We start from the raw sequence: 26,646 nt of genomic DNA on the forward strand, positions 1-26,646 counted from the left end.
TGTTCGACGGATTGAAGAGCTCGGCTGGGGCCCCCAGCGCGGCTTCACGCCCCCTTCCCTGAGCCACCCGGAGTCCGCCGCGATGAAGGTTTCCCGTCACGGCGACCAACGCCTGCTCTGCCTCAGTTCCGAGGAGGTGAGCCTGCTGGTTGACCTCTGCCACGCCGGTGCCTTTTCGGACCATCTCTCCACCTCCGCTCCGCGGCGTCAGCGGTTTCAGAACTGTCTCTGGCAGGTGCAGCAAGCGCTGCTGCCGGGGGTGAAGCAGCGCAGCGGCCGGCGCTGACCCCCAGCGCGTCATGGGCCCCCTTCATATCGTCTGGTTCAAGCGGGATCTGCGCTGCGTGGATCACCGGCCCTTGCTGGAGGCGGCTGATTGTGGTCCCGTGCTGCCGCTTTATGTGGTGGAACCTGAGCTCTGGCAGCAGCCCGATAGCTCCGCCCGCCAGTGGGCGTTTTGCCGTGAAAGCCTGGGGGAGCTCCGAGCCGCTCTGGCGAGCCTGGGCCAACCGCTGATCGTGCGCGTTGGGGTCGTTGAGCAGGTGCTGGAGCGGGCCCGCCGTCAGTTCGGCATCGCCGGCCTTTGGAGCCATGAGGAAACGGGCAATGGCTGGACCTACGCCCGCGACCAGCGGGTGGCGGCCTGGGCCCGGCAGCACGCCATCACCTGGAGAGAGATCCCCCCATTTGGGGTGACGCGCCGGTTGAACAGCCGCCAGGGCTGGGCCCGGCGCTGGGAGCAGCGCATGGCCGAGGCCATCAGCCCCGCCCCTAAGCGCTTGACACCCTTGGCTGGCCTCGATCCCGGACCCATCCCCACCGCCGAGGCGTTGGTTATGGCCGCAGACCCCTGCCCCGACCGTCAGGCCGGTGGTCGCTCCCAGGGGCTGGCCGTGCTGGAGAGCTTTTTGGAGCAGCGCAGCCGCACCTACCAGCTCGGTTTGTCCAGTCCCAACACGGCCGGGGTCAGTTGCTCGCGGCTCTCGCCGCACTTAAGTTGGGGAACGCTGTCGCTGCGGGAAGTAGTGCAGCGCACCCGTCAGCGCCGCGCGGCTCTGACAGCCGTACCCTGGCGCCGTGCCCTGCAGCGCTTTGACGAGCGGCTGCACTGGCACTGCCACTTCATCCAGAAGTTGGAGAGCCAGCCGAGCCTGGAGTTTCGCGAGCTCCATCCCCTCACCGCCGGCCTGCGCAGCGGTGAGGGGGCTGGCGACGAAGCGCGGCTGGCGGCCTGGGCCGAAGGGCGCACCGGCCTGCCGTTTGTGGATGCCTGCATGCGCTCCCTGATCGCCAGCGGCTGGCTCAATTTCCGCATGCGGGCGATGCTCCAGTCGGTGGCCAGCTATCAGCTGTGGTTGCCTTGGCGCGAGAGCGGCTTGCATCTGGCCCGGCTGTTTGTGGATTACGAACCGGGCATCCACTGGAGCCAGTGCCAGATGCAATCGGGCACCACCGGCATCAACACCATCCGCATCTACAACCCGATCAAGCAAGGGCGCGATCACGACCCCGAGGGTGTGTTCATCCGGCGTTGGCTGCCGGAGCTGGCGGACGTGCCGGCGGTGCACCTTCACGAACCCTGGAGGATGGATGGCGCCACCCAGGAGCGCAGCGGATGCCGACTGGGCGTCGACTATCCCGAGCCGATCGTCGATTGGGTGGCGGCTGCAGCCACGGCGCGCGATCGACTCTGGAGCCTGCGGCGTGAGCAGGGTTTTGCCGCAACAGCGGATGCGATTCAGCAGCGCCACGGCTCGCGCCGCTCTGGCCTGCGCGCATCGTCTCGGCGCAGCCGGCGCGACCTCCCAGCCGCAGATGCTTCGGTAGCCCAGTTGAGCCTGGATCTGGCCTGAAAGCCCGAGTGCGTTTCCCTTGGTAATCGCTCGCTGCATCGCCAGCTTTGAAGTGCCGTCTTGTGCGGATCTGCCCGGCAGGCACACGATGGCTCCAGCTTTGCAACACCGATGGCCGATCTGTTCACGCCGCTGCGCCTGGGCTCGCTGGAGCTGCCCAACCGCATCTGGATGGCGCCCCTCACCCGCTGCCGCGCCGAGGAGGGCCATCTGCCGGGGCCGCTGATGGCGGAGTACTACGGCCAGCGGGCGAGTGCCGGCCTGATCGTGGCCGAGGCCACGATGGTGATGGAGGGGAATTCCGCCTTCTGGCATGAGCCCGGTGTGTACAGCCAGGCCCAGATCGAGGGCTGGCGCCTCACCACCGAGGCGGTGCACCGCGCCGGCGGCCGCATCGTGCTGCAGCTCTGGCATGGCGGTCGCGCCTGCCACCCGCTGCTGAATGGCGGCGCCCAGCCGGTGGGCCCCAGCCCGATCGCCATCACCGGCGCCGAGGTCCACACCCCCGAGGGCAAAAAGCCCTATGTGGTGCCCCGTGAGCTGCGTGACGACGAACTGCCCGCCATTGTTGAGGGCTTCCGCCAGGCGGCCCGCGCCGCCACCGCCGCCGGTTTCGACGGGGTGGAGGTCCACGGCGCCAACGGCTACCTGCTCGATTCCTTTTTGCGCAATGGCAGCAACAAGCGATCCGGCCCCTATGGCGGCTCGATCGCAAACCGGGCGCGGCTGTTGCTGGAGGTGCTCCAGGTGGTGGGCCAGGAAACGCCGCTGATGGGGCTGCGCCTCTCGCCGCTCAACGGCTTCAACGCCATGGCGGATTCCGATCCGATCGGGCTGCTCACCTGGCTGGCCCAGCGCCTCAACGATCGACCCCTGGCCTACCTGCACCTGATCCGTGGCGACCTGCTGGGGCAGCAGCAGGGGGATGTGCTCACTCCCGCGCGCCAGCACTTCCGCGGCGTGTTGGTGGCCAACATGGGCTACACGGCTGCGGAGGCCAACGCCGCCATCGCTGCCGGCGCCCTGGACGCGGTGGCCTTCGGCACCAGCTTTCTGGCCAACCCCGACCTGCCGGAGCGCTTCCGCCGCGGGGCGCCCCTCAATGCGCCCGATCCCGCCAGCTTCTACAGCCCCGGCCCCACTGGCTATACCGATTACCCCACCCTGGGGCCCCAGCCATGACGTCTCGCTCCAGCGCCCCAACCAGCGGCAGCGGATTCGTATTCCGCCCGGCTGCTGAGCGCTTTCACAGCCAGCGCGACTGGCTCGACAGCTGGCACAGCTTTTCGTTCTCCAGCCATGTCGACCCGGCCTGGATGGGCTACGGCCCCCTGCGGGTGATCAACGATGACGTGATCGCCGCCGGCACCGGCTTCGGCATGCACCCCCACCGCGACATGGAGATCGTCACGGTGATGGTGGAGGGCCAGCTCAACCACCGCGATTCGCTGGGGCATGCCGAGGTGCTGCGCGCCGGCGAGGTGCAACGCATGAGCGCCGGCACGGGCGTGGTGCACAGCGAGATGAACGGCGGCGATCGGCCCTGTCGCTTGCTGCAGATCTGGATCGAGCCCAGCAGCACCGGTAGCGCCCCGGCTTACGAGCAGAAGCCCTTCGCCATCGGCAGCGGCTGGACGCTTCTGCTGGACCCCGAGCAGACCGGCGGCGCCATGGCCATCCACCGGCCGGTGCGGCTGTGGCGGGCCCAGCCCCAGCCCGGCCAGGGCCTTGAGCTTCCCTTGGCCCCCGGCAGCCGCGGTTGGCTTCAGCTGATTGATGGCGCCGTTGCCCTGGAGGCGGGCGGGGAGGCTCCGGGCTGTCCCGCCCAGCTGAGTCGCGGTGATGGTCTGGGGTTCGAGGCGGGCGCTGCGGGGCTGGCTGCCATCACTGCCATCAGCACCGCCACCACCATCGCCACCACCACACGTGCCGATCTGCTGCTGTTTGAATTGCGCTGAGTAGCTTTGCCAAGCCTTCGGCTGCCCTTGCCATGCCCTCCGCTGACCTGGCCCGAGCCATCCAGCTCTCCCTGGCGCCGGTGTTTCTGCTGGCGAGCATGAGTGGCTTGCTGATGGTGCTCACCAATCGGCTGGGTCGCCTCGTCGACCGGGCCCGGGAGCTGAAGCGTCAGGAGCGCGACTCCGACCTGGAGATGGGACGCGACCTTCGCCAGGAGCTGCAAGGCCAGAAACGGCGCATGGGTCTGCTGATGAAGGCGATTGAGTTCGGCTCCGTCACCATGTTGCTGGTGGCCTTGGTGGTGGCGATCGTGTTCATCAGCGTGGTGGCCCAGCTCGATCTGGCGCTGATGGTGGCGCCTCTGTTTGTGCTGGCCATGGTGTGTCTGATGGTGGCCGTGTCGCTCCTGCTGCGGGAGCTTCAGCTGGCCACGGCCCAGCTGCGGCGCACTTTTTGAGCTGTTAGCCCATGCCGATGCTCTCCAGCAGCTCCCGCTGTTGGCGCGGCTGCACGAAGCGGTGGGCGGCCAGGGCGCCACTCACGGCCACTGGTGGAACTCCGATCCCCGGGAACACCCCAGCTCCGCAAAGCACCAGATTGTCGATGGGTGTGCCGCCACCGGGAAATGCCCCAGCGTTGGCCGGCCAGGCGGGCCCGTAGCTGCCTTGGTGAACCCTGAGGTAGTGCTGGTGGGTCAGGGGTGTGCCCTGCAGTTCGATCACCAGCCGCTCCCGCCAGTCGGGGATCAGGGGATCCAGCACCCGGTGGAACACCTGGCAGCGCTCGTGTTTGAGGGCCGTGTAGGCGGGGCTGCCCCGTTGGAGGTCTTGCCACAGATGCCAGGGTTCGTTGGCGGGGGTGTAGCCATGCAGCACCTGATGGCCCGAAGGTGCCATCGATGGGTCCAGCAGCGACGGCATCGACAACACAACCATGTTGCGCTCGGCCCCGATGCCCCGCTGCCAATCACCCACCCAGACATGGTGGATGGGCAGGTGCTGCAGATCGTCTCCCCGCAGCCCGACATGCCAGTGCAGAAAGCTGTTGCAGGCCGGCGTGCTGGCCTGCTTGCGCCGCCAGGCTGCTGGGCAGTCCTGCTCGTTTAACAGCGCCAGGGTGTCCCAGGGGCTGGCATTGCTGATCACCCCCCTGCGGGCGCGCAGCACCGTGCCATCCCCAAGTCGCACCCCCACGGCGCGTTTGTTCTCCACGCAGATGCTGCGCACCGGCGTCGCCGTGTGCAGCGCGCCGCCATGGCGCTCCAGCGCCCGCTTCAGGGCCTCCACCACGGCGGCACTACCACCGATCGGGTAGTCGAGGCTGGCCTCGGGTTCAAACCATTCGCCAAACAGAGTGGCCATCGCGGCGGCACTGGTCTGATCCATCGGCAGGCCCGAGATCAGAAAGCAGAGCAGATCCACCCAATGGAGCAGGAAGGGATCACGCAAGTGGCGCCGGGCGATCGGTCCAAACGCCCCGCCGAGTTGGGCCAGCCTGCCGGCCTGGGCCAGCAACCCCAAAGCTCCCCGTCCGCCCAGGGTGGTGGCCAGGCCCAGGCCTGGCCTCAGGGCGAGCAGGGGCAGGGCTCGCGCGGCCCGGCAGGTTGGTTCCAGCACCTGCATGAAGCGGGCCCATTCGTCACAGGCGCTGGCGCCGCGGAGCTCCCGCACCACCGCCAGAAAGGGCTCAAGCCCCACCCCCACCCGCAACGGCCCCTCGGGCAGCAGCAGGCCCCAGTCTTGATAGGTGGCCACGGGCACGGATTCACCCACGGCCCGCAGCACCTGGGCCAGGGGATTGCTGCTGGGCCAGCCGCCCAAGCCCGACCACAACGAGGGACCGGATTCAAATTGAAACCCCTGGCGGCTGAAACCATGGGCGGCACCACCGGGCACGGTGTGGGCTTCCAGCACGGCCACCTCGAGGCCGTAGCGGGCCGCCAGGGCTCCGGCGCACAGGCCGCCCAGGCCGCTGCCGATCACCACCAGGTCGACGTCTTGGTGCATCAGAGGTTTTGGTGCATCAGCGTGGGGCGCAGTTGCCGCCTCGGGCTCGGCAGAGCGAGTCAAGGTTGGGTCGTCCCGTGAGGCGCAACCGACCAGCAGCCCAGAGGCCATAGGCCAGATCCGCCAGCTGGCGTACCAGTGGCCAGCGGGTGGGCGCATAGAGCCAGCCCAGGCCAACCAGGGCGTAGGCGCGCCGGAACACCGCCACATCCCGGAGCACCTCCCCGTCAGCCGTGATGGCATGGATGCGTCCCATCGCGTCGGCGTAGCTGATGCCGGCGTGGGCCTCGGGGTTGTAATCGGCTCGGTCGATGTCAACGAAGGCGAGCCGAGGCTGGTCGCCATGGCGGGCCTGGTCGCGTCGTTGCAGACCGTTCACCTCCCGCCGGCACAGCGGGCAGGCACCGTCGTAGAGCACGGTGAGGACTGCGAGGTTGTCTGTTTGCTGGTTCACTTCTTGCGGCAGTAGCCACCACCCACATTCATCCAGCCCGAAGGGCAGGCCTGGCCGTTGGTGGGCTGCACCGTGTAATTCATCAAGCCCAGGGTGCTGCACTGGCCATTGAATGTGTCGACGTAGCCCATCGGACAGATGTTGCCGATTTTGGGCACCTGGCGTTGGGCCTGGGCCGGCGGGCTGATCAGGGCCAGGCCCGGCAGCACCACCAACAGGGACAGCAGAGCGCGACTGGCGGTCATTCAGAAGGCTGCAGAAGGGTCATATCGATGCTAATCAGGGCTCGCTGTTGGTTATGTCTTCATGCTGCGCCAGAGCCTCGAAACGCTCCAGGTGCTCACCCCGGGTGAGGGCTTCACCGACCTCACCGGCCGGCTGAACGCCAGCATCGCCGCCAGTGGCCTGCAGCTCGGCCTGCTCAACCTGGTGTGTCTGCACACCTCCTGCAGCCTCACAATCAACGAAAATGCCGATCCGCGGGTGTTGCGCGACCTCTCGGCCTACCTGCGTGCCCTGGTGCCGGAGGAGGGCATTCGCCCCGTGAGCGGCCTGGGCGATCTGCGCCCTTACATCCACGCGGATGAAGGGGCCGACGACATGCCGGCTCACATCCGTACGGCCCTTACCACCAGTCAGCTCAGCCTGTCGTTCCAGCACGGTCGACTGCTGCTCGGCACCTGGCAGGCTGTTTACCTCTGGGAGCACCGGCGCCAGGGCAGTGCGCGCCAGTTGACGGTTCACGTGCTGGGCAGCTGACGCAGAACGGGCTTGCAGCAAGGACATGCAGCAAGGGCCGATGGTTGGTGCTGGCGCCCATGATTGACCGACCCAAGAGCGCTGATCAGCATGACTTTGGCTGCTGAAACGTGTGCGATTTGTCAGATCCATGGCTCTGTTTCAGCTCAGACGTCCTACGAAATCGGCCGCGGCGTTCTCTGGGTGCTGCGCCACCACCCCGATCCGTCGCCCCTGCTGGGTTGGCTGCTGCTCGACAGCGCACGCCACCTGGGTGGGCCGGTCGATTTCAACCCTGAGGAAGCCGCCGCTTGGGGGGTGGCCGTGCAGCACGCCAGCGCTCTGGTGAAGGAGCTCACGGGGTGTGATCGGGTGTATGCCATCGTCTTCGGAGAGGGTGCACCCCATCTGCACCTGCACCTGATTCCCCGCTTCATCAGCGACCCCCAGACCGCGGCCTGGTCAGTGGCGGACCACTACCGGGCTGTTATCGCCGGGGAGCGGAGCCCTGCCATCCCTGGCGACGTGGCTGATTTGGTTGTTCAGGCTCGCCAACGTGTAGACCAAGCCGTGCTGGATCGCCCCCAGCGATCCTGATCAAAGGGGCTGCAGCACCCTTAATTTGCGCAGCAGGGCTCCCATCGCACTGGTGCTGCGGGTGACCACGTCGGCCTGCACCTGCATGCCTGGTCGCAATCCACAGCGCCGTTGGCTCTGCATCAGCTCACTTCGATCCGGACGCACCACCACCTGGTAGGCGCCGGGTGCTGCCCCCTCTTTACCCGTTGGCGCAGCTTGCAGGGCATCGGCGGCAATGGCGGCCACTCGGCCTCCCAGGACCCCCTCTGCCAGAAAAGATGACGCTTCTCCATTTCGATCACCAAGGGGGCTTGATGGAGCGAGTCGATGCGTCGTTACAGCGAGGCAGTCAAAGCTGATGTCAGAAGGCGGATGAGTCCGCCGCATCGTCAGAGCGTGGCCCGGATTTCTGAGGAGCTGGGCATCCACGTCATCACCCTCTACAAATGGAGGAAGGCCTGGCGGTTGCAAGGAGAAGTGGTGCCGGCATCCGAGAAGGACCCTGAGGGCTGGAGTGCCACCGACAAGTTCACGGTGGTTCTTGAGACCGCTGGCCTCAACGCCACCGAACTCAGTGCTTACTGCAGGGAGCGGGGCTTGTATCCCGAGCAGGTGGAGCGCTGGCGGCAGGCATCCCAGGATGCCAACGAAAAGTTAGTGCTCACCTTGAAAGAGCAGAAGGAGCTGGAGAAGCTCCGCGTCCAGGACCAGCGGGAGATCAAGCGGCTCAGGCAAGAGCTGCGCCGTAAGGAGAAGGCCCTGGCCGAGGCAGCAGCGCTGCTTATGGCCGCAAAAAAGATCCAGGCCTTCTGGGGAGAGGTCGGGGACGACTGACGTCGCCTGTTGATCGCCAGAAGGCTCTGCAGATCCTTGATGAGGGCATCGCCGATGGTGCCCGTGCCCATGAGCTGGCGCTGCTGCTGGGTGTGGGGCTGACGACGCTGCAGCGCTGGCGCCGCCAGTTCGCTGGTCACGGTGATGGCATCGATCGCCGCAAAGGCAGCCACCGCCATGTGGCTCACCGCCTCAGCGAGGAGGAACGCCAGCGAATCCTGTTGACCTGCAACGAGCCTGAATTTGCGGCATTACCTCCAGGTCAGATCGTGCCGGTCCTGGCCGACCGTGGCCTGTACATCGGTTCAGAGCGCAGCTTCTACCGGGTTCTGCATGCCCATGGCCAGGCTCACCGGCGCGGTCGAGCACGATCACCACAGGAGCCAAGGCCCGTGCCCAGGCTCAGGGCGTCAGGCCCAAACCAGGTGTGGAGCTGGGACATCACCTATCTGCCCACCACCGTGCGAGGGGTGTGGCTGTACCTCTACCTGGTGATCGAGGTCTGGAGCCGCAAGGTGGTGGCCTGGGATGTCGCCGAACGCGAGGACGCTGCCATCGCAGCGGATCTGGTGAGCCGGGCCTTTATCCGCGAGCGGATCAGCAAGCGGCGCAAGCAGCCGCTGATCCTGCATGCCGACAACGGCAACGCCATGAGAGCGGCCACGCTCGAGAGCCGGCTGGAGGAACTGGGAGTCCTGCGGTCCTTCTCCAGGCCCAGGGTGTCGAACGACAACCCGTACTCGGAATCCCTGTTCAGAACAGCCAAATACCGACCTGACTACCCGAGTCGGCCCTTTTCCAGCGCGGAGGACGCATGCCTGTGGGTCGCCTCGTTTGTGGACTGGTACAACCACAGGCACCGCCACAGCGGCATCAAGTTCGTCACGCCTCACCAGCGCCACAGCGGCGAGGCCGCGGAGATCTGCCAGCACCGTGCTGTCGTTTACGAACAGGCCCGTCAGCGACATCCGCGCCGCTGGTCACGAGCGATTCGCTGTTGGCGTCAGCCGGAGGTGGTCTGGATCAACCCACCACCCCCAGAAAACGAATCGGTGTCGATTACGTTTGCCATGGCTGCCTGAACGGCAGCAGGGGCGTCATCTTCCCTGGCAGTCACCGCAGCTGCGACGAGCGATGTCGCTGTTGGCGTTGGCGCGGCTGGCGAGAGGAACGGCTAAAAGGCCGATCAGCAGTCCAGCAGCTGCGGCGGAGAGCATGGTCTTGAGGTTCATGATGTCAGCCCTGTGGGTATTGGCATTGAGGCCAGCCAAAGCTGACAGCTGAAACCGCAAACCAGAGTCAATCTCCTGCGAAGGACAAATGCTGCAGCCAGTGGGAATGCTGACGACAGCACGGCAGCCTCTATGGAGACACAGCCCCGTTCCCTGATTGCGGTCTACCGGGAAGCCCTGGCATCGCGTCACTACGCACGGCGGACCATCGAGACCTACGAACGTTGGTTGCGGCGCTTTCTGCGCTTTCACCAGATGCGGCACCCACGGCAGATGGGCAGCCAGGAGATCAATGCTTTCCTCACGCACCTCGCGGTCAACGAGCAGGTGAGTGCGTCCACGCAGAACCAGGCCCTGGCAGCACTCCTATTCCTTTACAAGCGTTTGCTAGAGATAGACCCCGGCGATCTTGATGGGGTTGTGCGAGCGCGTCGCCCCAAGCGATTGCCGGTGGTGCTGAGTGTGATGGAGGTGAGGGCGGTGCTGCAGCAGCTGGAGGGACCATCCGCACTGGTCTGTGGCTGCTGTATGGCGGTGGCTTACGGCTGATGGAAGCCTTGCGCCTGCGCGTGCAGGATCTGGACTTGCGGGACATCAGCTGATGATCCGCGGGGGCAAGGGCAACAAGGACCGGGTCACGGTGTTCCCCCAGAACCTGATGGAACCGCTCCAGAACCATCTCCAGGAGGTGAGGCGACAGCATCGGATGGATCTGGCCGCAGGCTGGGGACAGGTACCCCTGCCGGGCGCACTGGAGAGGAAATACACCTCAGCATCGCGTGAGTGGATCTGGCAGTGGGTGTTCCCACAGGTGACACGTTGGCGGAACCGCGACACCAATGAACAGGGGCGTCACCACCTGGATCCATCGGTGATCCAGCGAGCGGTGCATGCCGCTGTACGCGCTGCTGGGATCAGCAAGCCAGCAAGCTGCCATACCTTCCGCCATTGCTTTGCCACACACCTCTTGGAGCGGGGATCTGACATCCGTACGATCCAAGAGCTGCTCGGCCACAGTGACGTGAAGACAACGATGATCTATACGCATGTGCTCAACCGAGGCCCAGCTGGCGTGACCAGCCCAGCAGATCTCCTCTGAGGCATGTTCTGCGGGTCCGCAGAACATCCGGCCTGCAAGCAAAAGCCCTCCGCTGACTGAGTTAGCGGAGGGCACAGGAAGGGCTATGGGTACCCAGAAGGGGTTTCAGGTGCCTTACGAGGGCGTTCTAATTGGCGTTAGGCGAATTGCTCAGGTGTCCGCCAGGACAGTATACTAACTTTCTTGCCTCAGATTCCACATGAAGGGAGACTTAACTTCTCGGCTCAAGAATATCCCCGGATTCCCGCAGGAACGGATCGAGCTACTGACTGAGCGCATTGAATCTATACTGTCTTACCAGGCAAAGGTAGGAATCTTCGGGAAGACGGGAGCAGGCAAGAGCAGTTTATGCAATGCTCTTTTCGGCGAAGATGTTGCAGAAGTAAGTGATGTCCAAGCCTGCACTCGAAACCCGCAAGAGGTTTTTCTAAATGTTGGCTCTGGTGGAATAAAATTGCTTGACTGTCCTGGCGTAGGTGAGACCCTTCAGAGGGATGACGAATACGAGGCTCTGTATACCTCGCTTCTCCCTCAGCTTGACCTAGTCTTGTGGTTAATCAAGGCTGACGATCGAGCGATTGCTATTGACCAGAGATTTTTTGCGGCGGTTGTGCGACCTCACATCGATTCGGGCAAGCCTCTCTTCATTATTCTCAGTCAATGTGACAAAATAGAGCCAGTTCGTGAATGGAATGTCTTAAATTCTCGTCCCGGGGCAAAGCAGGCGGCGAACTTGCGCACCAAGCAGAATGAGGTGTCCGCATTGTTCGAGATCTCAATTGACAGAGTGATTCCGGTCTCTGGCAACGAGAACTACAATGTGATTCACTTGGTTGACCAGATTATCTTTGCATTGCCAAAGGACAAGAAGATATCAGTTGCCAAGAATGTTAAAGCGCAGAACTGTAGCGATGAGGCTCGCGCGGATGCTGAGAAAGGTTTTTTCGAGGCAATCGGAGAAGAGGTCGGAAAGTTCGTAGGCGGAAGTGATGGCAAAGATATCGGAAAGAGAGTTGGAGCATTTATAGATACCTTTGTGGTCCCGTTCTTGAAGAAGTGGTGGTAGAGGTGTTGAGGCATGACTGTTGTCAAAGCGCCTAACAAGGCCATGCACCTGACCCGCCACCGCATATTCGCCGAGCCCTCTGAGGATCTTCTTCTATGGCTCTCTGCAGCCAGGTGATGGCCAGCGTTAGCCCGCAGTGACCTCAAGCCCCTACCGACGGAATAGAATGGGCTCATGCACAACGTAAAGTCAAAACAACGGGTCGCAGATCACGGTGAGGTCTTCACCCCTGCGTGGCTAGTTGAGGCGATGCTCGACCTAGTGAAGGACGAGACGGAGCGCATTGACTCCCGCTTCTTGGAGCCTGCCTGCGGGGATGGGAACTTCCTTGTTCCTGTCTTGCAGCGTAAGCTCGCTGCAGTCGAACTTAAGTTCAGTAAATCAGACTTTGAAAAGCAGCACTACGCACTTCTAGCGGTGATGTGTACATACGGAATAGAACTCCTTGAGGATAACCTTGCCGATTGCCGCGCAAACATTATGGAAGTCTTGGCCGATTACCTTAAGCTCCAAGAGACAGATGAACTCTATCGGGCGGGTTCATATGTCTTGTCTCAGAATCTTATTCATGGCGACGCATTGAAGATGCGAACTCGAAACTATCAGCCCATTACCTTTGCAGAATGGGGTTATCTAGGCAAAGGGAAGTTCCAACGCCGTGACTTCCGCCTCGACACCCTCACTCTTTCCTCCACCTTCAGTGCGGAAGACTCTCTCTTTGCCCAACTCGGCAAGCATGATATCTTCACGCCGACGAAGATCTATCCCGCGATGACTGTTGCAGACCTAGCATCTGAATTTGACGATGCTTTAGAGGGGCCTCTATGACTAATAAAGCTGGTTTTACTCTTCTTGGCCGTAATCCAGATGTACTGTCGTGCATTGCCAATCTGTCAAACGACGAGGTTTTTACGCCTCCCGAGTTCGTGAATCAAATTTTGGATTCGATCGCCGAGGCATGGGCAGAGACCCATGAAGGGGCCGATATCTGGTCTGACCAAACAGTTAAGTTTCTTGACCCATGCACCAAATCAGGGGTCTTTCTGCGTGAAATAACCAGCCGCCTTACTAATCGGCTCTCGCGCGACCTCCCGAATCTGGAAGATCGTGTTAACCATATTCTGACCAACCAGATTTTCGGCATTGGGATAACACATCTCACTAGTATGCTGGCACGGCGCAGCGTGTATTGTTCTAAGCACGCTAATGGTGAACACTCCCTCGCCAAAGGCTTTGACAGTGACTCAGGCAATATCTGGTTCGATCGTACCGAGCATACTTGGATAAATGGCAGGTGCGCATTTTGTGGTGCAAGCCAGGCTACCCTTGACCGCGGAGAAGAACTAGAAACTCACGCTTATGCTTTCATCCATACTGACAATATCAAGTCCTGGATTGCCGAGTCTTATGGAGGCTTCATGCAGTTTGATGTAATTATTGGGAACCCCCCGTATCAGTTGAACGATGGTGGTGGCAGCGGATCAAGTGCCTCACCGATCTATCAAAAGTTTGTAGAACAAGCGAAGAAGCTTGATCCCCGCTTTCTCACTATGATCATTCCATCACGATGGTTCACAGGGGGAAAGGGGCTTGATGAGTTCCGGGATGCGATGCTGTCCGATGGGCACATCCGCCGTCTCCACGACTATCCCATCTCGGCGGATGTCTTCCCCAAAAGTGGGCCCAAAGGCGGCGTCTGCGTCTTCCTGCGGGATCGTGATAATGCTGGGGACTGTGAGGTCACGACTCATTTCCAAGGCGAGTCCTCCACAATGATTCGCCCCCTTGCAGAGCCCGGTTCCAATGTATTCATTCGGTACCATGAAGGGCTGTCTTTTCTAAAGAAGGTCGCAGCGGTCGATGGAGTGAAGGCTGGAAGCTTGGAGCTTCCAGCGGACCGACGCTTTGCTGATATGGTGAGTGTGCGCCGTCCGTTCGGCTTTCCCTCCACTTTCAGGGGTCGGAGAACCGAAGCTGAAGGTGACGTGCGACTGCTTCAGAAGGGCGGCTTGGCATATGTTGGTCGCAATGAAATCTCCACTGGCAAGAATCTGATCGACACTTGGAAGATTTTTGTCGGCTTTGCGGCACCAGGAACCGGAGATAAAGATACATATCCGCATCGCATCATCAGCACTCCCTTCATTGGCGAACCAGGCACTGTTTGCACCGAGACGTATCTCACTATCGGCCCGTTTGCTACCCGCGAGGAAGCGGAGAACGCTCTTTCCTACATGGCCTGTCGCTTCACTCGCTTCCTGATTCTTCTTCACAAGCCCTCCCAGAATACCACGCGTCACGTCTATACCTTTGTCCCGATTCAGGATTAGACCCAGAGGTGGACTGACGATAAGCTGTTCAACAAGTATGATATCTCTGATGAAGAGAAAGCCTTTCTGGATAAGGTTGTTCGCCCGATGGACCTTGGTAGTACTGACAACGATTGATGGCCAAGAGCATTGAGGAAATCCTCACGCCTAGGCCAGATGCACGTCCACGCATCTACGCCTACTCAATTGCAGACGCGGCGCACAAAGGGCTTCTCAAGGTGGGACAAACCGCGCGCGACGTGAAGAAGCGCGTCGCCGAACAGCTAAAGACTGCCGCGATTAAGAACTACAGAATCGAGCTGGACGAGACCTCCGAACGACACGACGGTCCCATCTTCAGCGACCACGAGGTGCGCGCAGCGCTTGTGAGGAAGGGCTTCGAGAGCGCTGAACTGGAGTGGATGCGCTGCTCAGTAAACGATGTGAAGACCGTGCTGACCGAGCTGCGTACTGGCCAACGGTTCAAAGGCACGCATCACGAGACGTTCGCGATGCGCCGGGAGCAGGTTCAGGCCGTGGACAAGACGGACGCCTACTTCCACTCCATCTGGAAGGAGGACATGCACGCTGTCCCGCGCTTCCTGTGGAATGCGAAGATGCGCTTCGGCAAGACGTTTACCACCTACCAGCTAGCCAAGAAACTCGGCGCCAAACGTGTCCTCGTGGTGACCTTCAAGCCCGCCGTCGAGGATGCTTGGCAGACCGACCTCGAAAACCACGTCGACTTCGACGGCTGGCAATACCTGTCCCGCAGCACCGATGGCGATCCCAGGAAGATCAGCACTCGGAAACCCGTGGTGTATTTCGGCTCATTCCAAGACTTGCTCGGCCGCGACGCGGCGGGGAACATCAAGGCAAAGAACGAATGGATCCACATGGTGAAGTGGGACCTCGTGGTGTTCGACGAATACCACTTCGGAGCGTGGCGAGAGACTGCCAAGGAACTATTCGAGGGCGAGGAAGCGGCGGTTTCCAAAAAGGAGGCCAAGCTAGAGTACGCCGCCGGACTAGAGGAGGTGAATGACGACCTTACCGTCCTCTCGGAGAAGGAGACCGAGTTCCTACCCATCACGACAAAGGCTTATCTCTACCTTTCAGGCACCCCGTTCAGGGCGCTGGCCACTGGCGAGTTCATCGAAGAGCAGATATTCAACTGGACGTACACCGACGAGCAGCGCGCCAAGGACGCGTTCGCTGTAGAGAACCCTGGCCAGTGGAACCCCTACGGCGCGCTGCCACAGATGCGCCTGCTCACCTACCAGATGCCGGATGAGCTGCTGGCGGTCGCAAGCGCCGGGGAGTTCGACGAGTTTGACCTTAACTCGTTCTTCGAGGCTTCAGGCACGGGCGCCCAGGCGCGGTTCGAGCACAAGAACGATGTGCAGAAATGGCTGGACATCATCCGCGGTGGGTACGCGCCCACGGCGGTCGAGCACCTGAAGACGGGCACGCGACCACCGTTTCCGTATTCGGATGTGCGCCTGCTTCCGTACCTCCAGCATTCTTTCTGGTTTCTTCCCAACGTGGCCGCCTGCCATGCGATGGCGAATCTGCTGGCCGAGCGTCAGAATATTTTCTGGCGCGACTACGAGGTGGTCGTCGCCGCCGGCGCCTCGGCGGGCATAGGTCTGGAGGCGCTCTCGCCCGTGCGAAAGGCCATCAGGAGCGGTTTCGACACCAAGACCATCACCCTCTCCTGCGGGAAGCTCACAACAGGTGTCACCGTGGCGCAGTGGACGTCCATCCTGATGCTGCGCAATCTCAAGTCACCTGAGACCTACTTTCAATCCGCCTTCCGCGTGCAGTCGCCGTGGACCATCAAGAATCCCAACGGCGACAACCCGAACGAGGAGGAGATACTTAAACCCATCTGCTTCGTGTTCGACTTCGCACCCACACGCGCGCTGCGGCAGCTCTCCGAATACGGCATTGGCCTATCACCCAATGAACCGAATCCCGAGAACGCGGTGAAGGACCTGGTTTCGTTCCTGCCGGTGCTGGCCTATGACGGTGCGAACATGACACAGATAGACGCGGGCGGCGTTCTCGACATCGCTATGGCGGGCACGTCTGCAACTCTGCTGGCCCGCAAGTGGGAAAGTGCGCTTCTGGTAAACGTAGACAACGACACCTTGCGTCGCATCTTGGAAAACCCTGAGGCGATGGCGGCCGTTGAGCGCATCGAGGGCTGGAGGTCCCTAGGTGACAACATCATCGAGACAATCATCAACAAGAGTGAGAACGTCAAAGAACTCAAGAATAAGGCCAAAGACAAGACGTTGACCGATAAGCAGCAGAAGCAGCTTACTGAGGAGGAAAAGGAATACAAGTCCAAGCGCAAACTTGTACAAGAGAAGCTGATTAAGTTCGCGACGCGGATTCCCGCTTTCATGTATCTGACCGACTTCCGCGAAAACACACTACGAGACGTGATCACCAAGCTCGAGCCAGACTTGTTCCTCGCAGTTACTGGCCTCAAGGTGAAAGACTTCCACCTGCTTGTTCGTCTCAGAGTGTTCAATACTGAACAGATGAATCAAGCGGTATTCGCTTTCCGACGGTACGAAGATGCGTCACTCCGCTACACCGGAATAGACAGCCACCCGGGTCTGACACACTACGGTTTGTACGACACAGTGGTCGCAAGGGATGAAGAGCCGCCCTGCGAGACTGCGGGCTAACAACAGCATCCAGTTGTCTGCGCTTCGCTCCGCAGCTGATGCTTGGCGTTCGAAGGAGCAGGCAGAAGGGGCCTACTGCAAATCCGCAGCTTGCGGTCGCGTAGCCAGGCGGCTACAGTGGAGGAGTGGTTGAAGTTCGGCAAACAGAGCGCTTTGCGCAATGGCTGAGAGATCTGCGTGATCTCAGGGCTCGAGCGCGCGTTCAAGCCAGGATTGAGCGTCTTATTGGCGGCAATCCGGGGGATGTCAAACCCATTGGGTCTGGCGTCTCTGAGTTGCGAATCAACTATGGCCCTGGATACAGGGTCTATTTCCAGCAAAAAGGCTCCACATTGATCATTCTCTTGGCTGGTGGCGATAAGTCATCCCAGTCAAGAGACATCGAGGAAGCTCTTTTGCTCGCTCGTCTGATCAAGGAGAACGGTTGATGGAGATCAAAACTCTGCCTTACGACGTCGCTGAGACACTAAGAACACCCGACGAAATGGCGGCCTATCTTGAGGCATGCATCGAGGAAGCTGATGGCGATGCTGCCTTCATCGCCAAGGCTCTCGGCGATATCGCACGTGCCCAGGGGATGACGCAGATCGCTCGTCAGACAGGACTCTCCCGCGAAAGCTTGTACAAAGCACTGTCTGGTGATCGCAGCCCTAGTTTTGACACTGTTCTCAAAGTAATCTCCGCACTTGGATTAAAACTGAGTGCCGGAGTTCAGGAGAAGGCCGAGGCGGTCGAGTGCAAATGACCAGTCAAGAGTCAGCGGTGGTGCTCTGTTGAGCGGGCCCTTCGAACGCGCCGCTCGAGTGGACAGGTAATTGAGAGATCCCTAATAAGAGCTGAGATCTCTGCCTGCCACTCAGCGGCAGCGTTGGGCCGAAGCGGCAATTGATAGTACTGTGCAGCAAAGATTTGACAGAGACCCATGAGCATCAATCACGACGCGGACGAGTCACAGCATGGGAAGTCTCTAAATGAAAGGCTTTCCGAAAATGAGCGAAGATTACTAGAGGCACAAATTAAGTTTGTGAAGAACATTCCTGAGTGGGTCCTCAATCCAGCCAATCACAAGCAGATTCTTCAGGTGCTTGCTTCACTACCTTCAGCGTTCTTTACCCACAAAGACTTGCAGGAACTACTATCGGCTTCTATAGGCTCGCTCCCTCCAGAACTATTGAATCAATACCTGTCATGCTTGTCGGGGGCTAGCGAAGACGAGCAGAAGAGAATTGCCGCCACACTCAGCGCACTTGACAAGAAGTATGCGAATAACCTTGATGAATTCTTAAATATTTAGTTGTCGAAGATTGGACCTGATGGCTACAAACGAAGCTTGCTAGACGGCCACAATCTTCATGGTATACAACGTCAAAACGGGCCGTCAATCCCCCGGGAATCGAGCAGGGTAGACCCATCTCACATGACTGCAGGGGACCAAAGTCTGGAAAGCCTCAAGCAGAGGTACAAGGCTCATAGCTCTGAGACGCTTGAGAGATTTGTCAAAACCACTGCGTATCATCTTGAGGCGTTCATGCAAGCTATAGCCCATGATAAAGGCCTGGATGGATTGTGGAGTGACGAATTTCCAACTCTTGGAGAAGTATATGCTCGAATCAGATCTGGCAAGATTCCAAAAGCTCTCGCTGAGAGCATTTACACAATCTTTACAGACGCCTGCAACAAAGCAAGTTTTGAAATCTTTAAAGCTTGCCAATCAACTGAGTTATAGCAGGGGTACGAGTTTAGCTTCGGCTCTCCCCAACATCCAGATGCAGAAGACGGGCTCAGATGCTTTCTTTCTGCCCGAGAGGAGCTGCCCGCTTCTGATCTGGAGCGTTAGACAGACGATCCGCGACACTGTTGGGGCTGAGTGGAGCCAATCTGGCTTAGCGCGTGCCGCCTTTGGCCTCGCGTGAAAGCTGTTTGACCAAGTCAACGAGTTCACGCCCCTTCTTGGCTGTCTCCCACATCTTTTCGCTGAAGATCTCGGCTGAATTCTCCGCATACGCGTGGTCGTCCAACTTGCAGAACCCATGCCTATCCAAGCATGTTTAGCGCTCCCAGTACGCATGTTTTGGCTGTAGCGATTGGATTCCGCTGATATTGCTCCGGTGATGCTGGGCACGCAAGATGCCAAATCTGTTCTACTTCCAGTCTGATGGGTTCGACGACGTCGTGGCGGATGAGTTCGAAACGTGGATCACCCATTCAATGCGCCACATTGCTGCGTGACCCTGTCTTGAAGTTATCAACGCAGATCACGTTGTTATCCAGATCTGCCATTAACCGATCGATTAGGTGAGAGCCGATAAACCCGGCTCCACCAGTCACGAGGTGACGCATTGATTCAGTTTTGTGGTGCTCGGCAACCCTATGAAATTTCCCCGATATCTCTTCGTTTTCAACACGAATGCTGGATTATCCCTCCCACTTGCCTCAACTCGCTCCGGTGTGCTGCAAGCCTATGTTTGAGGATGCCGATCTTTTTTGTGCTGGCGGCGTGCAATGCCCACGAGAGCCTCAGGCCAACACCGGCAGTTTTGCTGGCTCGGTTTGATGGAAGCGCAGCTTGTGGGCTTCCCCCTCGCCCGTGGGCAGTAGCTCCACATCCACCGCAATCGTGTGACCTGCGGTGAACTGGCCTCCCAGGATCCCCTTCGCGATCGGGGTTTCCAGCTCACGCTGGATGGCGCGTTTGAGCGGCCGAGCGCCGTACACGGGGTCATAGCCCACACCGGCCAGCCAGTCGAGGGCATCGGCATTGAGCTGGAGCGCCAGCTTCTTGTCGTCGAGGCGTTTTGCCAAGCGCTGCACCTGCAGCTCCACGATCTCGCGCAGTTCCTCCTGTTTGAGGCTGTGGAAGATGATCGTTTCATCCAGCCGGTTCAGGAACTCAGGGCGGAAATGGCCGCGTAGGGCCTCGTTGACCCGCGCTTCCATCTCGCTGTGGCGTGCCGGATCACCGGCCAGATCAAGGATTGACGCGCTGCCGATGTTGCTGGTGAGGATCAGCACGGTATTGGTGAAGTCCACCGTGCGGCCCTGGCCATCGGTGACGCGCCCGTCATCGAGGATCTGCAGCATCACGTTGAACACATCGGGGTGGGCTTTCTCCACCTCGTCGAACAGGATCACCGCATAGGGCCGGCGCCGCACCGCTTCAGTGAGCTGGCCCCCCTCCTCGTAGCCCACGTAGCCCGGAGGCGCTCCGATCAGCCGGCTTACGGCGTGCTTCTCCATGTATTCGCTCATGTCGATGCGCACCATCGATTCTTCGGAATCGAACAGCTGCGCCGCCAGGGCCTTGGAGAGCTCGGTTTTGCCCACGCCGGTGGGGCCGAGGAAGAGGAAGCTGGCAATGGGGCGGTTCGGATCGCTGAGCCCGGCGCGGGAACGCTGGATGGCATCGGCCACCGCCGTCACCGCCTGGGCCTGCCCGATCACGCGCGTGTGTAGTTCATCCTCGAGGTGGAGCAGTTTGTCCATCTCGCTCTGCACCAGCTTGGCCACCGGGATTCCGGTCCATTTGGCGATCACTTCGGCGATGTCGTCCTCGGTGACCTCCTCCCGCAGCAGGGTCTTGTCGCTGCCACTGGCGTTGAGCTCCTCTTCTTTGGCGGCGAGCTTCTTGTGCAACTCCGCCAGGGTGCCGTATTCCAGTTCGGCCGCCTTGTTGAGATCGTAGTTGCGCTTTGCCTGCTCCACCTGCAACTGCACCTGCTCGATCTCCTCCTTGATCGCGCCGAGTTCATCGATCGAGCCCTTCTCCTGCTGCCACTGGGCATTGAGGGCGCTCTGCTGTTCGCTCAGATCGGCCAGCTCCTTCTCGAGCCGCTCAAGCCGATCCTTGCTGGCCGCATCGGATTCACGCCCCAGCGATAGTTTTTCCATCTCCAGCTGCAGGATGCGGCGATCGAGCTCATCGATCTGCTCCGGCTTCGAGGTGATCTCCATCTTCAGGCGCGCTGCCGATTCATCCACTAGATCGATGGCCTTGTCGGGCAGAAAGCGATCGGCGATGTAGCGGCTGCTGAGCACCGCTGCCGCCACCAGGGCGTTGTCGGCGATGCGCACGCCGTGATGCACCTCGTAGCGCTCCTTCAACCCCCGCAGGATCGAGATGGTGTCTTCCACCGTGGGCTGGTCCACGAACACCTGCTGGAATCGGCGCTCCAGGGCCGGATCCTTTTCGATGTGCTGGCGGTGCTCGTCGAGGGTGGTGGCGCCGATGCAGCGCAGTTCGCCGCGGGCCAGCATCGGCTTGAGCAGGTTGCTGGCATCCATGGCCCCGCCTGTGGCGCCGGCCCCCACCACCGTGTGGATCTCGTCGATGAACAGCACGATCTGGCCTTCGGAGGCCGTCACCTCCTTGAGCACAGCCTTGAGCCGCTCCTCGAATTCGCCGCGGTACTTGGCACCGGCGATCAGGGCGCCCATGTCGAGTGACACGAGCTGGCGGTTCTGCAATGCCTGGGGCACGTCGCCGTTGACGATCCGCTGGGCCAGACCCTCGACGATCGCCGTTTTGCCCACGCCCGGCTCGCCAATCAGCACCGGGTTGTTCTTGGTGCGGCGGCTGAGGATCTGGATTGTGCGGCGGATCTCCTCATCCCGGCCGATCACCGGATCGAGCTTGCCTTCGCGGGCGGCCTTGGTGAGGTCGCGGCCGTACTTCTCCAGGGATTCGTAGGTGCCTTCGGGGTTCTGATCGGTCACGCTCTGGGATCCGCGGATGGACTGCACCGCCTCTTTGAGTTTGTCGGCGCTGGTGCCGGCCTGCGACAGCAGTTGCTTGCCGCAACGGTCGTCGATCGCCAGGGCCAGCAGCAGGTGCTCAATGGCGATGTAGCTGTCGCCGTAGGTCTCCTTGAGGCTGCCCGCCTGGTCGAGCACGGTGTTGAGACCCTTGCCCAGATAGACGTTGTCGGGAGGGGCGCTCAGGCTGGGTTGACCCGCGATCCAGGCGTCCACCTTCTGGCTGAGGCTGCCCACATCCACCCCGGCCTTCTCCAGGATGCGGCCGGCCAGGCCTTGCTGGGCCAGCAGTGCCGCCAGCAGATGCTCGCTTTCCATCTGTTGCTGGCGCTTCTGCTGGGCCAGCTGTTGGGCGGCCACCACGGAGGCCCAGGCTTTTTCGGTGAAGAGTTCGGCGGTGGGATGCATGGGCGACTCCCGTTGGGGATCAGGTGGTTGAACCGTATGGCGGTTTGTTGAAGCACACAGGTAGGAGAACCGTACGGATCAATGCGGTCCTCCCCAGCTTTGGTTGGGTCAAAACGGCTGATCAACGATCTCAACCTGCATCGCAGGGCTCTGTAACGGTTCTCTGCAGTTGCTGGGTTTGCTGTGACCGTTGGCTATCAGTGGAGGCAATCAATTCGCTGAATTGTCCAGCTGCAGCAGATGCGCTGGTGTGTTGTGTTGGCCTCTGTGGTGGTGGCAGGGGGGCTGGCTGCTCCCTCTGCTGTTGAGGCCCGGGGTGGCGGTGGTGGTTTTCGTGGCGGTGGTGGTTTTGGTGGCGGCGATCGCAACGTCAACGTCGACCGAAATGTGTCCGGTGGCGGCGACTGGCGCTCTGGCTACCAGGGCTACCACCCGATGTATGGGGCCGGAAGCCGTACCTCGATCGGCAACAACGACTTCAACCGGAATCTCACCGTCAACAACAATTTCTACAACCGCGATTACAACGGTTGGAATGACGGGTGGCGCAATGGTGGCTACTGGGGCAGTCGCCCCTGGAACACCGGCTGGTATGGCGGCTGGGGAGGCTGGGGTTGGTGGGGCGCCAATGCTGCTGCCTGGGGCGTGGCAAGCCTGGCAACAGGCGCGGTGATTGGTGGGCTTGTTAATGCGGCTTCGGCGCAGCAGTCACCGGTGTTTCTGGTGCCCAACACCAGCTACCAGCTCAACTACGGCTCGGTGGAAGCCGTGGGTAGCTCCGGAGTGAGTTTCTTTTACGGGGTTAACGGCACCCAATTGCTAGGAGCCGCCAATTGTCAGCAGGGTCTGCTGAACGACCAGATTCCAGCTGACGCCGACCAGGCCCAGCTGCTCAATGCCGTGTGCCAGGTGGCTTACGGCTCCGGCAGCTGAATCACGCCGGCATCGGGGCCGCACAGCCGGAGCGGACAGCCGTCCGCTCCGTACACCGCATCCGCGGGCGAGAGGCATCCCATCGCGTTCTTGGCCTTCACCTGATCGGGCTGGATGCGCCTGGGCTGAAGCAGTTTCTGGTTGGGCGGCACCACCAGTGGACAGGCGGGCTTCGGCAAGGCCTGCGCTCCTGCCGGCCCCTGGGAGGCCCACAGCAGCCCAGTTCCTGCCAGTGCGACAACGAGCAGCAGGAGGGGATCCAACCCAAGCATTAGCTGGGTTGTGGGCGAGGGGCGACGGGCAGCCATGCCGATCCACTGGTTCAGACTGAGCCCACTCTGGACTCCCAATGGGGGCTCCCACGCTGCCGTTGTCTGCCGTCATGGATGAGCCCGGATCCGATCCTGTGTTGAACGAGCCGTTGAACAGCCCTTCGCACGACGCGTTCAACGACGCATTGATTGCGCGCCTTGCTGCTCAATCGCGGGAGTTTGATGCCACGGGCCGGGATCCGGAGCGCAACTGCTGGCTGGCGGTGCATCGGCACGTGCACGGCGTGCTCCCTAGTGAGTACGACATCCGCGAGGTGCCCGAGGAGCTCTACCTGGCCGTGCTGGCTGCCCGTCGAGAGCAGGGCTGATGAGGCCCAACAAAAAACCCCGGCCGAAGCCGGGGTTTGCTGAAACGGTTTGACCTGGGCATCCAAGCGTGAGCTCAGCTGTGATCAGGCCCAGCCTTTGGAGGACATGTCCTCGACGTAGGCGGCGACATCAGCGATGTCGCCGTCGCTCAGCTTGCCGCCGAAGGCGGGCATGGCGTTTTTGCCGTTGGTCACCTGGTAGGCGATGGCAGCTTCATGGCCGCTGCTGTAGTTGGCCAGATAGGCCTCAAGGGCATCCTGCTTGAGGGTGCGCTCGGCATTCACCACGTTGCCGCCACCCATGTGGCAGGCCGCGCAGTTGGCGGAGAAGATTTGACCACCGTGGGCCACATCGGCGGCGAAGCTCGGAGCAGCGCCCAGCACGAGCGCCAGGCAGAGAGCGATCAGGGAGAAGAGACGGCGCATGGAAGGCGCTTTGAAAGCACGGGCTACCCGCCAAAATTAAACTGGGAGCGGCGCTGCTGTGACCCTTGCCAGCCAGGTTCGCAACATTTGCCACACACTCTCGGGGTCATTCGGTTGCGTTTTCAGCGGCCACCACGTTGATTTCGCCGGTCATGCCCGCAGCCCGGTGCGGCTCGCACCAGATGGCGTAGCGGCCCGGGGTGTCGAATTGCTGGTCCCAGCTCTCGCCAACAACAAAGCTCAGCGGCTCATGGCTCCATTCGGGGTGGCTGTCCACAATCAGGTTGTGGGGGCCAAGCCCGCCAACTTCAAACCGCACCCGCTCACCCGCTGCAATCGTCAGGCGCTCGGGTTGGAACACCAGAAATCCCTCCTCGCTGCCCAGCCGCATCACGGCCGTGGCTGCCTGGTCTATGGTCGCTTGGTTTGTGGTCGCCTGAGCCTGCTGGCCTGACCACGGCAGCACGAGCCCCAACACCACGAGCCCAAGCAGCAGGGCGGCGAGCAGCCGGCGCAGGCCGGACGGGTTCATGGCTTGGGCAGGCCGCGGTGGGGCAGGCCCGATACGTCGAAGACGGCCTGCAGGGTGGGGGCATGGCTCACTAGGCCAAACCGCTCCGGCGGGCTCACCGGTTCGTGCACGAAGTGACGCTGGCGGATCGAAAAGCGATCCCAGGCGTTCACCTCGATGCGCAGCAGCTTGATCAGGGCCTCGATCAGCCAGCCCTGCAGGTCGAGGCCCAGCGGTGGCCGCCAGCTGCGGCGCCAGCGGCACAGCTGGGCCACGGTGTCGTTGACCGTGATCGCGGCCTGCCCCAGCACCAAGCGGCGCACGGCCCCCTGGCCCGGCTCCGGGTTGCTCTGGTGAGGCTGGGTGGCCAGGTGGACGCACACCTGGGCGATGTCAGCGGCGTGGATGAAGTGGAAGCTGGCATCGGCCCGCAGCCACTTCGCCAGCCAAAGCCAGCGGCAGGCTTCGCTGAGCCCGGCCGTGAGGTAGCTGGTGGGGAAGGGGCCCTGCCCATCCACACGGCCGCCGAACACCAGGGTGGGGAAGACGGCCACCACCTTGGCGGCCAGCGGGTGGACCTCCAATTGCTGGAGGCAAAGGGCTTTGGTCTGGATGTATTCGGTGCCGTAGGCCTCGGCCTCGGGCAGCAGTTGCAGCTGGCGATCGAGGATCGAGGCCGTGGAGAAATAGATCACCTGCTCCAGCCATTCGGGGCTGGTGAAGGACAGCAGTTGCTTGACCGCCTCCACGTTGACCTGCTGGGCCCGCACGGGATCGCCCCAGGCGGTCGCGGTGTGAATCACCCGGGTGGCCGTCGCAATGGCGCCGGCATGGGGGGTGAGCTCCCGCAGGTCGCCCACCAGCAGGGTGATGCGGGGATCGTGCGCCGGCACCGCCGTGAGCTTGGCGGGATCTCGAAGCAGCAGCAGCAGGTCGGCGTCGCTCTCGCGGTAAAGCTGGGCTGCGATGTGCTGACCCACGCAGCCCGAGGCTCCGGTGATCAGGATCCGCTGGGGCCTGCGACAGGGTTGGGAGGGCGCCGCCGACGGGTCGCTCAAGTCAGTGCTCCCCGCTGCTCGCCGAGGCGATCCATCACGCTCTTGCCGGCCTCAAAGAAGAACTGGCCGTTCTCCTCCGGGGTGCCGGGCAGGATCCCGTGTCCCAGGTTGAGGATGTGCTTGCGGCCGCGGGCCTTGCGCACGGTGTCGTCGATGCGGGCCTGGATGGCCTCGGGGGTGCCGAACAGCAGGCCGGGGTCCACGTTGCCTTGCACGCCCACGTGCTCAGGCAGGCGGGCTAGGCCCTCGGCCATGTCCACGGTCCAGTCGAGAGACACGATGTCCACACCCGTGCGGGCCATCCGCTCAATCACGCCGGCACTGCCGGAGATGTAGAGGATGAAGGGGGTGTCGGGGTGGGTCTGCTTGACCAGATCCACCACCTTCTTCTGGTAGGGCGCGGCGAAGGTGTCGTAGTCCATGGGGCTGAGCTGGCCGGCCCAGGAATCGAACATCTGCACCACCTGGGCGCCGGAGTCGATCTGGTAGCGCAGATAGGCCGCAATCGATTCAGCGAAGTGGTTGAGCAGCTTGTGCAGCAGGGCCGGCTCCTGGAAGGCCATGGCCTTGATCACCGCGTAGTTCTTGGAGCTCTTGCCCTCCACCACGTAGGCGGCCAGGGTCCAGGGAGCACCAACAAACCCGAGCACGGCGGCCTCATTTCCCACCGACTGGCGCAGGCGGGTGAGCACCTCGCCCACAAATGGCATGCTCTCGCCCGGCTGCAGGGGGCGAAGCGCTTCGACCTGGGCCATGGTGCGGATCGGGTCCTCAATCAGGGGACCTTTGCTCTCCACGATGTCGAAGTCGATCCCCATGCCCGGCAGGGGCGTGAGGATGTCAGAGAACAGAATCACCCCATCGGGCTTGAACGCCTCGAAGGGCTGCATCGAGATCTCGTAGGAGAGATCGGGGTTCTCCGAGCGCTCCCGGAAGCCGGGATGGCGGTCGCGCAGGTCGCGGTACACCTTCATGTAGCGGCCTGCCTGGCGCATCATCCACACCGGCGGCCGCTCCACCTGCTCACCTCGGGCGGCGCGCAGCAGCAGGGGAGCGGTTTCGGTCATGGGTGCAAGCAAGGCGAAGC

Annotated in this window: 29 protein-coding genes and 2 pseudogenes; 19 read left to right on the top strand and 12 right to left on the bottom strand. The window is 61.7% G+C overall.

The genetic code is table 11. The annotated features are described in order from the left end of the window. The first annotated feature begins 82 nt into the window (after window positions 1-82). From KBY70_RS02135 to KBY70_RS02155, 5 genes are all read left to right on the top strand, one after another. A complete protein-coding gene (locus tag KBY70_RS02135; RefSeq protein WP_254987219.1) occupies window positions 83-286 on the top strand; it encodes a hypothetical protein in 204 nt (67 codons plus the stop codon). 13 nt (window positions 287-299) lie between these two features. Beyond that, the gene (locus KBY70_RS02140; protein WP_254987220.1) at window positions 300-1,853 is read left to right on the top strand and encodes an FAD-binding domain-containing protein; all 1,554 of its coding nucleotides are present in this window, start codon (window positions 300-302) and stop codon (window positions 1,851-1,853) included. 111 nt (window positions 1,854-1,964) lie between these two features. Continuing rightward, complete coding sequence (locus tag KBY70_RS02145; RefSeq protein WP_254987221.1) at window positions 1,965-3,035, top strand: alkene reductase; 1,071 nt, start codon at window positions 1,965-1,967, stop codon at window positions 3,033-3,035. Further along, entirely contained in the window at window positions 3,032-3,811 is a 780-nt protein-coding gene (locus KBY70_RS02150) for a pirin family protein (RefSeq protein WP_094561611.1), read from the top strand. Before KBY70_RS02145 ends, KBY70_RS02150 begins: the two co-directional genes overlap by 4 nt. 32 nt (window positions 3,812-3,843) lie before the next feature. Then, window positions 3,844-4,269 carry a DUF2721 domain-containing protein gene (locus KBY70_RS02155; RefSeq protein ID WP_094561610.1) on the top strand — a complete coding sequence of 142 codons (426 nt, stop codon included), beginning with the start codon at window positions 3,844-3,846 and terminating at the stop codon, window positions 4,267-4,269. A gap of 4 nt (window positions 4,270-4,273) precedes the next feature. Here KBY70_RS02155 and KBY70_RS02160 read toward each other — a convergent pair whose 3' ends face one another. The 3 genes from KBY70_RS02160 to KBY70_RS02170 are packed head-to-tail and all read right to left on the bottom strand — an operon-like array spanning window position 4,274 to window position 6,517. Further along, entirely contained in the window at window positions 4,274-5,818 is a 1,545-nt protein-coding gene (locus tag KBY70_RS02160) for a phytoene desaturase family protein (protein ID WP_254987395.1), read from the bottom strand. Window positions 5,819-5,834: 16 nt separating this feature from the next. Then, a complete protein-coding gene (locus KBY70_RS02165; protein ID WP_254987222.1) occupies window positions 5,835-6,272 on the bottom strand; it encodes a thiol-disulfide oxidoreductase DCC family protein in 438 nt (145 codons plus the stop codon). Continuing rightward, on the bottom strand, window positions 6,269-6,517 hold the full coding sequence (locus KBY70_RS02170) for a hypothetical protein (RefSeq protein WP_254987223.1): 249 nt from the start codon (window positions 6,515-6,517) through the stop codon (window positions 6,269-6,271). Before KBY70_RS02170 ends, KBY70_RS02165 begins: the two co-directional genes overlap by 4 nt. Window positions 6,518-6,578: 61 nt before the next feature. On the opposite strand from KBY70_RS02170, the gene KBY70_RS02175 reads away from it, so the two are divergent. Then, complete coding sequence (locus KBY70_RS02175; RefSeq protein ID WP_094561606.1) at window positions 6,579-7,031, top strand: secondary thiamine-phosphate synthase enzyme YjbQ; 453 nt, start codon at window positions 6,579-6,581, stop codon at window positions 7,029-7,031. A 90-nt stretch (window positions 7,032-7,121) separates the two neighbouring features. Then, on the top strand, window positions 7,122-7,607 hold the full coding sequence (locus KBY70_RS02180) for an HIT family protein (protein WP_254987224.1): 486 nt from the start codon (window positions 7,122-7,124) through the stop codon (window positions 7,605-7,607). On the opposite strand, the gene KBY70_RS02185 is transcribed toward KBY70_RS02180, so the two are convergent. Continuing rightward, a complete protein-coding gene (locus KBY70_RS02185) occupies window positions 7,608-7,835 on the bottom strand; it encodes a hypothetical protein (RefSeq protein ID WP_254987225.1) in 228 nt (75 codons plus the stop codon). It abuts the gene before it with no gap. 81 nt (window positions 7,836-7,916) lie between these two features. On the opposite strand from KBY70_RS02185, the pseudogene KBY70_RS14515 reads away from it, so the two are divergent. Continuing rightward, window positions 7,917-9,505: pseudogene (locus tag KBY70_RS14515) on the top strand (IS3 family transposase). A gap of 15 nt (window positions 9,506-9,520) precedes the next feature. Here the strand turns inward: KBY70_RS14515 and KBY70_RS02200 are convergent. After that, window positions 9,521-9,694: a hypothetical protein gene (locus KBY70_RS02200; RefSeq protein WP_254987227.1), complete on the bottom strand. Its 174-nt coding sequence runs from the start codon at window positions 9,692-9,694 to the stop codon at window positions 9,521-9,523. Between the two features lie 93 nt (window positions 9,695-9,787). Here KBY70_RS02200 and KBY70_RS02205 point away from each other — a divergent pair, with 93 nt between their 5' ends. From KBY70_RS02205 to KBY70_RS02245, 9 genes are all read left to right on the top strand, one after another. Beyond that, on the top strand, window positions 9,788-10,204 hold the full coding sequence (locus tag KBY70_RS02205) for a phage integrase N-terminal SAM-like domain-containing protein (protein ID WP_254987228.1): 417 nt from the start codon (window positions 9,788-9,790) through the stop codon (window positions 10,202-10,204). Between the two features lie 109 nt (window positions 10,205-10,313). Next, on the top strand, window positions 10,314-10,754 hold the full coding sequence (locus tag KBY70_RS02210; protein WP_254987229.1) for a tyrosine-type recombinase/integrase: 441 nt from the start codon (window positions 10,314-10,316) through the stop codon (window positions 10,752-10,754). 199 nt (window positions 10,755-10,953) lie between these two features. Then, window positions 10,954-11,820, top strand: coding sequence for a GTPase family protein (locus KBY70_RS02215; RefSeq protein WP_254987230.1), 867 nt, complete (start codon window positions 10,954-10,956; stop codon window positions 11,818-11,820). A gap of 249 nt (window positions 11,821-12,069) precedes the next feature. Further along, complete coding sequence (locus KBY70_RS02220; RefSeq protein WP_254987231.1) at window positions 12,070-12,648, top strand: hypothetical protein; 579 nt, start codon at window positions 12,070-12,072, stop codon at window positions 12,646-12,648. Beyond that, on the top strand, window positions 12,645-14,150 hold the full coding sequence (locus KBY70_RS02225; protein ID WP_254987232.1) for an Eco57I restriction-modification methylase domain-containing protein: 1,506 nt from the start codon (window positions 12,645-12,647) through the stop codon (window positions 14,148-14,150). The genes KBY70_RS02220 and KBY70_RS02225 overlap by 4 nt, the downstream gene beginning before the upstream one ends. A 116-nt stretch (window positions 14,151-14,266) precedes the next feature. After that, window positions 14,267-16,831, top strand: coding sequence for a GIY-YIG nuclease family protein (locus tag KBY70_RS02230; protein WP_254987233.1), 2,565 nt, complete (start codon window positions 14,267-14,269; stop codon window positions 16,829-16,831). Window positions 16,832-16,956: 125 nt separating this feature from the next. Beyond that, a complete protein-coding gene (locus tag KBY70_RS02235) occupies window positions 16,957-17,259 on the top strand; it encodes a type II toxin-antitoxin system RelE/ParE family toxin (RefSeq protein ID WP_254987234.1) in 303 nt (100 codons plus the stop codon). After that, a complete protein-coding gene (locus KBY70_RS02240; RefSeq protein WP_254987235.1) occupies window positions 17,259-17,576 on the top strand; it encodes an addiction module antidote protein in 318 nt (105 codons plus the stop codon). The genes KBY70_RS02235 and KBY70_RS02240 overlap by 1 nt, the downstream gene beginning before the upstream one ends. Before the next feature lie 177 nt (window positions 17,577-17,753). Beyond that, entirely contained in the window at window positions 17,754-18,125 is a 372-nt protein-coding gene (locus KBY70_RS02245) for a hypothetical protein (RefSeq protein WP_254987236.1), read from the top strand. A gap of 743 nt (window positions 18,126-18,868) precedes the next feature. Here KBY70_RS02245 and KBY70_RS14455 read toward each other — a convergent pair. Then, window positions 18,869-19,171: pseudogene (locus KBY70_RS14455) on the bottom strand (GDP-mannose 4,6-dehydratase); the annotation flags it as partial. A gap of 177 nt (window positions 19,172-19,348) precedes the next feature. Next, entirely contained in the window at window positions 19,349-21,991 is a 2,643-nt protein-coding gene (gene clpB / locus KBY70_RS02255) for an ATP-dependent chaperone ClpB (protein ID WP_254987237.1), read from the bottom strand. 240 nt (window positions 21,992-22,231) lie between these two features. Between clpB and KBY70_RS02260 the strand changes: the two genes are divergently transcribed. Then, window positions 22,232-22,924: a hypothetical protein gene (locus tag KBY70_RS02260; protein WP_254987238.1), complete on the top strand. Its 693-nt coding sequence runs from the start codon at window positions 22,232-22,234 to the stop codon at window positions 22,922-22,924. On the opposite strand, the gene KBY70_RS02265 is transcribed toward KBY70_RS02260, so the two are convergent. Next, window positions 22,906-23,103 (bottom strand): hypothetical protein, encoded by a 198-nt coding sequence (locus KBY70_RS02265; RefSeq protein ID WP_254987239.1) that lies wholly within the window; start codon window positions 23,101-23,103, stop codon window positions 22,906-22,908. The genes KBY70_RS02260 and KBY70_RS02265 overlap by 19 nt on opposite strands. Window positions 23,104-23,345: 242 nt before the next feature. Between KBY70_RS02265 and KBY70_RS02270 the strand changes: the two genes are divergently transcribed. After that, window positions 23,346-23,564: a hypothetical protein gene (locus KBY70_RS02270; protein WP_094559630.1), complete on the top strand. Its 219-nt coding sequence runs from the start codon at window positions 23,346-23,348 to the stop codon at window positions 23,562-23,564. Window positions 23,565-23,648: 84 nt separating this feature from the next. On the opposite strand, the gene KBY70_RS02275 is transcribed toward KBY70_RS02270, so the two are convergent. The 4 genes from KBY70_RS02275 to hemE form a co-directional block, all read right to left on the bottom strand. After that, window positions 23,649-23,990, bottom strand: a complete 342-nt coding sequence (locus KBY70_RS02275) for a c-type cytochrome (RefSeq protein ID WP_094559490.1) — start codon at window positions 23,988-23,990, stop codon at window positions 23,649-23,651. 106 nt (window positions 23,991-24,096) lie between these two features. After that, window positions 24,097-24,522 carry a plastocyanin/azurin family copper-binding protein gene (locus KBY70_RS02280; RefSeq protein WP_254987240.1) on the bottom strand — a complete coding sequence of 142 codons (426 nt, stop codon included), beginning with the start codon at window positions 24,520-24,522 and terminating at the stop codon, window positions 24,097-24,099. After that, a complete protein-coding gene (locus KBY70_RS02285) occupies window positions 24,519-25,559 on the bottom strand; it encodes an NAD-dependent epimerase/dehydratase family protein (RefSeq protein WP_254987241.1) in 1,041 nt (346 codons plus the stop codon). The genes KBY70_RS02280 and KBY70_RS02285 overlap by 4 nt, the downstream gene beginning before the upstream one ends. Beyond that, on the bottom strand, window positions 25,556-26,626 hold the full coding sequence (hemE, locus tag KBY70_RS02290) for a uroporphyrinogen decarboxylase (protein ID WP_254987242.1): 1,071 nt from the start codon (window positions 26,624-26,626) through the stop codon (window positions 25,556-25,558). The genes KBY70_RS02285 and hemE overlap by 4 nt, the downstream gene beginning before the upstream one ends. Between the last annotated feature and the right edge of the window lie 20 nt (window positions 26,627-26,646).

The organism is Cyanobium sp. ATX 6E8 (genome assembly GCF_024346335.1).
Taxonomy (GTDB): domain Bacteria; phylum Cyanobacteriota; class Cyanobacteriia; order PCC-6307; family Cyanobiaceae; genus Cyanobium_A.